The 7,309-nt window shown below is 65.1% G+C and carries 8 protein-coding genes; 2 read left to right on the top strand and 6 right to left on the bottom strand.

The genetic code is table 11. The annotated features are described in order from the left end of the window. From VFQ05_03715 to VFQ05_03705, 3 genes are all read right to left on the bottom strand, one after another. The coding region (locus VFQ05_03715; protein HET9325857.1) for a hypothetical protein at positions 1 to 707 on the bottom strand (707 nt) is incomplete at its 3' end. A gap of 2 nt (positions 708 to 709) precedes the next feature. Beyond that, entirely contained in the window at positions 710 to 1,729 is a 1,020-nt protein-coding gene (locus VFQ05_03710; protein ID HET9325856.1) for an ATP-grasp domain-containing protein, read from the bottom strand. A 62-nt stretch (positions 1,730 to 1,791) separates the two neighbouring features. Next, on the bottom strand, positions 1,792 to 2,805 hold the full coding sequence (locus tag VFQ05_03705) for a putative zinc-binding metallopeptidase (GenBank protein ID HET9325855.1): 1,014 nt from the start codon (positions 2,803 to 2,805) through the stop codon (positions 1,792 to 1,794). Between the two features lie 225 nt (positions 2,806 to 3,030). Between VFQ05_03705 and VFQ05_03700 the strand changes: the two genes are divergently transcribed. Next, positions 3,031 to 3,699: a YceI family protein gene (locus VFQ05_03700; GenBank protein ID HET9325854.1), complete on the top strand. Its 669-nt coding sequence runs from the start codon at positions 3,031 to 3,033 to the stop codon at positions 3,697 to 3,699. A 54-nt stretch (positions 3,700 to 3,753) separates the two neighbouring features. On the opposite strand, the gene VFQ05_03695 is transcribed toward VFQ05_03700, so the two are convergent. After that, the gene (locus VFQ05_03695) at positions 3,754 to 4,344 is read right to left on the bottom strand and encodes a hypothetical protein (GenBank protein HET9325853.1); all 591 of its coding nucleotides are present in this window, start codon (positions 4,342 to 4,344) and stop codon (positions 3,754 to 3,756) included. A gap of 8 nt (positions 4,345 to 4,352) precedes the next feature. Further along, the gene (locus tag VFQ05_03690) at positions 4,353 to 4,979 is read right to left on the bottom strand and encodes a tetratricopeptide repeat protein (protein ID HET9325852.1); all 627 of its coding nucleotides are present in this window, start codon (positions 4,977 to 4,979) and stop codon (positions 4,353 to 4,355) included. 135 nt (positions 4,980 to 5,114) lie between these two features. Here VFQ05_03690 and VFQ05_03685 point away from each other — a divergent pair, with 135 nt between their 5' ends. Further along, positions 5,115 to 6,533 carry an META domain-containing protein gene (locus VFQ05_03685; GenBank protein HET9325851.1) on the top strand — a complete coding sequence of 473 codons (1,419 nt, stop codon included), beginning with the start codon at positions 5,115 to 5,117 and terminating at the stop codon, positions 6,531 to 6,533. On the opposite strand, the gene VFQ05_03680 is transcribed toward VFQ05_03685, so the two are convergent. Continuing rightward, positions 6,534 to 7,309, bottom strand: a 776-nt coding sequence (locus VFQ05_03680) for an aconitase family protein (protein ID HET9325850.1), incomplete at its 5' end; no start/stop codon positions are given.

Raw genomic sequence — 7,309 nt, 5'->3', positions numbered from 1 at the left:
AGCGGCGCCGCGCGGCGAATGCGATCCCGCTGCGCCGCCTCGCTTCCACGCACGTAACGATCGAACAGATCCTTCGCCACATCCGGTGTGTGGTAGTACGTCAACCGTTTGTTCTGCAGATCGAGCACCCAGAGATCGCCTCCGCCGCTCCATGGCTCGTACTCACGCTCGCCATAGCCGACCAATACGATGTGATCTCGATCGATCCAGAACGCGTCTTCGAAACCGCCCGACGTTCCAGTCACGGTGACGACGGTGAGCGAGTCGTCGCGGAGGTCGATGATCGCGGGCGCGGCATCGGGCTCGGGACGCAGCTCCCACTCTCCGTCCGACTTCTGCCGATACATGTCGGGCTCCACGATGCGCTTGGAATCAGGCGAGAGCTGTCCGAAGACGCGCGCACGCTCGAGGTCGGCGGAGGTCGTGGCGCGGCGGTAGCCCACGGGATAGGCGCCGGCCTCGCGATACAGAGAATCGAGCGTGAAGCCCGGCATCACTCCGCGCCAGCGCTCGGCCCAGTCACGCAGCTTCGGTGCCATGACTCGAAGATAGGGATCGGTCGCGACGCTCACCCGTGAACCCAGCGAGGATTCCGAGGTCGTGGCGACGGTATCGGGCGGTGCGGAACCGGAGTCCTGACGGCTACGGCCACAGGCGCTGCAGGCCAGCAGCACGACCGTGATCACAACGAGCGAGCGACGGGCCATGCTCAGCTCTCCGCGGCGTACCTCGCCATGGCCAGGTCGGCGATCTCGCCGATCGTCTCCACGTAGCTCCGGCCCGACTTCTTCGCCGCCATCGAGAACTCGGCGGTCGGGTGCAGGTACGGATTGGGATTCACCTCGAGCACGTGGACCTTGCCGTCTTTGGCGAGTCGAAAATCGATGCGTCCATAGTCGCGAAGCTGCAGCGCAGAGAAGGCCTGGACGGCCGTCTCCTGCAGCTTCACCACAACATCGTCCGAGAGGTCGTCCGGAAAGAACGGCTTGGTCTTCTTGTAGGCCTCGGTCTCCTCCTCCCACTTCACTTCGGAGCCGGCGATCTTGGGCGTGCCCTCGGGCAGCTTCGACAGATCCAGCTCCACCACGGGAAGCGCTTCGGGCTTGTCGTTGCCCAGCACGCCGACGTAGAGCTCGCGACCCTCGATGTACTCCTCGATCAGCGCCGGGCTGTCGAACTCGGCGTGGATGTAGTCGATTCGCTCCATCAGCTCCTTGATCGTGTTGCACACCGCGCCGAACTGGATGCCGATCGAACCGTCCTCGCGAGCCGGCTTCACGATCACCGGGAACTGGATGTCGTGGGAGTGCTCGGTGCGTCCGCGATAGACGGTGCTGAAGTACGGCGTGTGGATGCCGTGGAACGTGAAGATCTTCTTGGCGAGGTTCTTGTCCTGCGCCAGATAGAGGCCGGTAGAACCCGAGCCCGTGAAACGCCGTCCGAGCAGCTCGAGGTAACCCGCGACGTTGGTGTCCTGGCCGTCGTCCCCGGCAAACGATTCGACCAGGTTGTAGAGCAGGTCGGTCTGCGAGCGGGCGAGCTCGATGAGGCTCTCGCGCGTGCCGTCGATGCGCACGAAGACCGGGTTGTGCCCGGCCTTCCTCAAGGCTTCGTAGACGGCCTGCACGTCGTCATCGGGGGATTTCTTCTTCGGACGCTCTCCCTCGACCCGCTCCTCGTCCTCGTCCCACCAGTAGTCGTAGAGAACGCCGATTCGCAGCTTGGCCATGGCGGTCCTCGCCTCCTCGAGAGCGCGCTCCCCTCGTCAGGGCCGTTCCGTGGCCCCGGACGCTACTTGTCGATGAACCGGCCTCGCGTGAGGTAGTTCATCGCCAACGTCGTGCCGTACGCCGTCAGCTCCACCAGGTACGCCGGCTCGCGGCCGACCTCCGCGAAGAGCTGGTGATCGCGGCACGTCCGAACGATCCGCTCCACCAGGCCCCGCACGGTCGGGCGCGGCACGCCCGTCCAGTACGTGATCTTGTCGGTGAGCGTCTTGCGATGCTCCTCGACCATCTCCCACGCGGGGCGGATGCCCTTGCGCCTGCGCCCACGCTCGAGGAACAGGGTCGACAGATCCGACTCGAGCGCGATGTTGGCGCCGGTGCCGTTCTGCCGAGCCAGGCGGCGGTAGAACTTCTCCACCGTCACCTTCATGTCCTCGACCGTGATGTCGAAATCACCGGTCGAGACCACGGGCTCCTGATCCCTTGCACGACGGACGACGCCATCAACATAGCGCAGCTTGCGCATCGCCGGCCAGCCCTTGTATCGGCGCCGCCACTTGGAAGCCGGGGTGAGCCACACGGCGAAGGTCTCGGCGAAGTCCTCGTCGGGATGCTTCTGCGCGTACCAGCCGGCGATGTGCCGAACGTACTTCCGGCTGAACGGAATCGGACGGTAACGATCGCGATAGGGCCGGTTGTACGGTCCGAACAGCTCGCGCCACTCCTTGGTGATGTAAAGACGGTAGGCGTAGTTGAATGCATGCCCCGCTTCGTGGCGGAGGTACATCATGATCTCGCGCTCGTCTTCGAGATCGTTCATGGCGCGCTCGAGGCGCGCGAGCTGGGGATCGGCGAGATAGAAGGGAATGCCGATCACCGGCTGGCCGTCCGGGCAGCCCCACTCGTCGGTGAGATAGCAGACCGGCTTGAAGTGCTTGAGCCCCTTGCGCTGGAGCTCCCGATGGAGCTGATGAACGAAGCGCTCGACCGGCGAGCCTTCGAGCTTGAGCCCGAGCTGGCTGATCTGCTTGCCGAGGATTTCCTGGACGTCGGTCGAGGGTTGTTCGAAGTCAGGCATGGGCTCTCCCGCGGAATTCGGGCCGGCGAGAGTAACCCTTGCTGGAGTCGTCATGCACCCTCTGATTCCGCCGCGACCGGGAGGTGGTAAAGCCCTCGCAAAACCTTGCCCGTCCAGGGTCAAGGCGATGCCCGGCCGCATCGAAGGGCTAGCCCGCAGGCGTCGTGCCTCGGTAACGTCTTACCGATCCCGATCCCCCTCCCAGAGTCCTCGAAAGGAGTCCCCATGAAGCCCGCCCGCCTCATCCCGGCGAGCCTGCTGCTTCTCGGCCTCACGGCCATGACCGCCGGTGCGGAACCGGTGGCGTACCGCATCGATCCCAGCCACTCGACGGCCAGCTTCTCGATCCGCCACATCTTCTCCAAGGTGCCCGGCCGTTTCCGCGAGCTGGAGGGCACGATCCAGTACGACGAGCAGAACCTCGGCAACTCCTCGGCGGATATCACCATCAAGACCTCGAGCATCGACACCAACCACGAGCGCCGCGACAACGACCTGAGGAGCAAGAACTTCTTCCACGCTGACAGCTTCGCGACCATCACCTTCAAGAGCACGAAAGTGATCCCCGTCGACAAGGATCACTTCAAGCTGGTCGGCGATCTCAACATGCACGGCGTTTCCAAGCCGGTCACGCTGGACGTCACCTACCTCGGCTCGGGGCCCTTCGGCATGGGCGGGAAGTCGATGGGCAAGAAGGCGGGCTGGGAAGCGACGACCACCATCAATCGCAAGGAGTGGGGCATTACCTGGAACCAGACCCTGGACCAGGGCGGCACGCTGCTGGGCGATGACGTCGCCATCACGATCGGCATCGAGGCGGGATGGCGGCCGCCGGCGACCGCGGATGCCAAGCCGGCGAGCGAAGCCAGCCCGGCCCAGCCGACCAAGAAGTAACCCCCGCAACTTGACGGCCTCCTGATCTTCGAGGATCGGGAGGCCGTTCTGGTTTCAGAAGCTCATCGATTCCTGCGGCAGACCCTGCACCGTCGTCGGCCAGATGCGCTCGAGCGGCCGCTCGAGCCCCTCCCAGGGCGGAAGCTCCGGCTTCGATGCCGCGAGCAGGCAGAACTCGGGAGTGGGGCCGAGCGTCATCTGCCTTCCCCACAGGCCTGCGCCCGGCATCCGCGCGAGCGGCTCGAGCCGATCGTGGAGCTGGGCGTAGGACATGCCCGCGGGCTTCGAGAACCACCATGACCACGCGGCGTCACGCACCGCGTCCTTTCCCTGCCGCAGGCGGTACAGGCCTGCGATGCCGCCGGCAGCGCTGCGCGCCGCGGCTTCGTGCGGGATCTGGCAGTCCCCGCTCACCGCGCCGTCATTGAGCGCGTCGAGCGCGTACGATCCTTCGCTGACGTACCAGTCCTCGTAAGACTCGTCACCCGGCAGCCAGGGCGCCGCTCCTGCACGGAACGCGCACGAAGCGACGAAGCCCTCCGGCGCCGAGCGCCGAAGGGCTTCGTGAAAGGCAGCCAGCCTGCCCGCATACGAGGCTCGATCGACTTCGGGCAGCCTCCAGTGCCAGAAGACGTAGGCGAGCAATCGACGCGTCAGCGGCCCGAAGTCGAATCCGGCGGCGCCGTGGCCGCGGCCGGGGCGCTCGGTGCCGAGGCGCTGGCCGCTTCGGGATGCGCCTTCTTGTAGGCCTCGATCGCGGCGAACAGCCGGCTCGCTTCTTCATCGTGCTCGCCGCTCTTCTCGAGAATCACGAGCTGCTCGTGGGCCTTTTGTAGATTCCCCTTCTCGAGATACGCCTCACCCAGGTACTCCCGGGCCGGCGCATACTCCGGATTGATGGCCAGGCTCTTGTCGTACGCCGTGAAGGCCTTGTCGTAGTCGCCAAGCTTGCGCGCGCAATATCCGACCAGGTTCCATGCCTCGAAGTAGTTGGCGTCGTACGAGGTCGAGCTCTCCGCGTACCCCAGCGCCTTCTTGAACTTCTTCTGGGCGTTCTTCGTCTTGCCGGCTGCGAGCTCCTTGTTGCCTTTGGCGACCTCGTCGTAGGCGAGCGCATAGGTCCGCTCGGCGTCGACCCTCGGCCCCGTGGCCTGCGGGTTGCTGGACGGCGTCGAAGGATTGGAGGAGGACGAAGGAGGGTCAGGCTTGCTTCCGCTCGGCATGGCCTGGGCTGCTCCAGCCGCCAGACTGAGCGCGAGCGCAATGGCGAGGAAACGCATGGGTACCTCCAGATGTGCCTTCACGGGGCCTTCGAGGATGAGCTTTGGATGGCTGGTCTGGCAAGGTCGATTCCCTTGCCTTGGACCAGGTCTGCCATCGGGAACTCACCCCCGTTGACGGAGGGCAGCCGTCGAGTGAAGATCGAAGCGCTCCTCGCCGTGCGTGAACCGAGGTCGCTGATGAAATCCCCCGGTCTCTGGTCGGTCGCCTGGTCGGCCATCCTCTTGCTTTCGAGCGGCTTGGAGGTGGCCGCGGCCGCCTCGACCTCCCGCCTGAGCGGCAGCGCCACCTATCGCGAGAAGATCGCGCTTTCACCCACCGCCCGTTTCGAGGCCACGCTGGAGGACGTTTCTCGGCCCGAATCGCCGGAAGTCGTGTCCAGCGTCCGGATGGAGAACATCGGCCAGCCTCCCATCAAGTTCAAAATCGAGTACGACAAGAGTGACATCATCAAGAGTCGCCCTTACGTCGTACGCGCCACGATCCGCGATCACGGCGATCAGTTGCTCTTCACCAGCAGCAAGCCTGTCCTGACCCAGGGGCATGGCGCCAAGGCATCGATTCTGCTGAGCCTCGTTCCCCACGAGGTGCGCCCCACGCTCGCTCCTCTGCCCGCCTCGTTCACCGGGGTGCTGCCCTGCGCGGACTGCAAGGGCATCCAGTATCTGATCAACCTGCTCGAAGACGGCGCCTTCATGCAGCGCACGACTTACCTCAAGGAGAGTCGTGACGAGAGCTTCTACGAGATCGGCGCCTGGTCACTGGCGAGCGACCATCGCACGCTGATGCTGAGCGGCGGAGGATCCAATACCTACTGGTCGCTCAAGAACTCGAACACGCTGCGCAAGCTGGACCAGGACGGCCGTGACATCGTCTCGAACCTGCCTTACGAGCTGAAGCGCGCACCCCAGCCACTCGCGATGGAACCGAGGGTCCGGCTGAGAGGGCTGTTCCAATACGTCGCCAAGGTCGCGCGATTCAGCGATTGCGCGTCGGGGCTCCAATGGACGGTCGCGCGTGAAGGCGACTTTGCCGATCTCGAGCGCGCCTACGCCGCGCAGAAGAAGAAGAAAAAGTCCGACGCCGATCTGTTCGTGACTCTCGATGGCCGTGTGGCGATGAGCGCCCGGCCGGAGCCCACCTTGGTGGTGGAGAATTTCGTCCGCGCGTCACCCAGCGAGATCTGCATGGAAAAAGCCGTGCAGCTCGAGCTTCCCAACAACCGCTGGCGACCGACGGTGGTGGCCGGAAAACCCGTCGTCCTCTCGGGACAGCAGAAAGAGCCCTGGATCGTGCTGGACCCGAAGCTCTCGAAAGTCACGGGCTACAGTGGCTGCAACCGCGTCTCGGGAAGCTATCGCGCAGGCAACGGAGGAAAGCTGAAATTCAGCCAGCTGGCCGCCACCGGAATGCCGTGCCAGCAATCGGCCATCGAGCGATCGTTCTTCGACGCGCTCGAGCGGACGATGTCCTATCGCATCGTGGGCAGGAATCTCGAGCTGTACGGCTCCGACGGGACGATGGTCGCGCGACTCGAGGAACGCAACCTGTAGCTAGACCGCGAAGGCCTCCGCGTCCCAGTGGAGGCCCAGCTCGCTCGGCGGGCCCATGTACCCGAGCAACGCACTCGCCGCCACCACGCTCGGGGACGCCAGGTAGCCCTCGCCACCGACGCCCATGCGATTGGTCCAGTTGCGGTTGAAGCTGGTGATCGCGCGCTCGCCCTTCTTGAGCGAGTCGGGACCCTGGCCGAAGCAGGGCCCGCACCAGCTCTGGCGGATGAGGCCGCCGACCGAGCGGAAGACATCCGCGATGCTCTCGCCGTCCAGCCGGGGATCCGCGTTCTCGATCTGACGCTTCACGCCTCCCGACCCGGGAAAGATCACGAACTCCTTGGCCGCTTGCCTGGTGCCCCGCTCCCGCGCGGCCTTGAGCACCAGGGCCGCGGACAAGAGGTCGTCGTAGCTGCCGTTGGTGCAGGAGCCGATCATCGCCTTGTCGAACGTGATGTGCTCACGTTGCACCTCCTCGGCGGGAAAGGCGTTCCCGGGACTGAACGGCTTGGCGATCATCGGCTGGACGTCGCTGAGATCGAGCGACTCGTCGAGGTCGTAGACGGCGTTCGCGCCGGGGGCCGGCGGCGGATACGGCAGCGACGCCACCCCCTTGTCGCGATACCACGCCAGCGTGATGTCGTCGGGGGCGAAGATGCCGTTGAGCGCCTCGGCTTCCGCCATCATGTTGGCGATCGTATTCCGATACGCGATCGGCAGCTGCCTGCCGGCGTCGACGAGCTCCACCGACATTCCCTGCGACTGTTGGGCGCCCC

This window comes from Candidatus Eisenbacteria bacterium (genome assembly GCA_035712145.1).
GTDB lineage: Bacteria > Eisenbacteria > RBG-16-71-46 > RBG-16-71-46 > RBG-16-71-46 > DASTBI01.
Note: the sequence above shows the minus strand (reverse complement) of the source record. Positions and strands in the feature narration are given on the sequence as shown.

Bases quoted from the DNA above. Each gene is read 5' to 3' on its own strand.
- VFQ05_03710 (HET9325856.1), bottom strand. From the start codon at position 1,729: ATGGCCAAGCTGCGAATCGGCGTTCTCTACGACTACTGGTGGGACGAG.
- VFQ05_03705 (HET9325855.1), bottom strand. From the start codon at position 2,805: ATGCCTGACTTCGAACAACCCTCGACCGACGTCCAGGAAATCCTCGGC.
- VFQ05_03700 (HET9325854.1), top strand. From the start codon at position 3,031: ATGAAGCCCGCCCGCCTCATCCCGGCGAGCCTGCTGCTTCTCGGCCTC.
- VFQ05_03690 (HET9325852.1), bottom strand. From the start codon at position 4,979: ATGCGTTTCCTCGCCATTGCGCTCGCGCTCAGTCTGGCGGCTGGAGCA.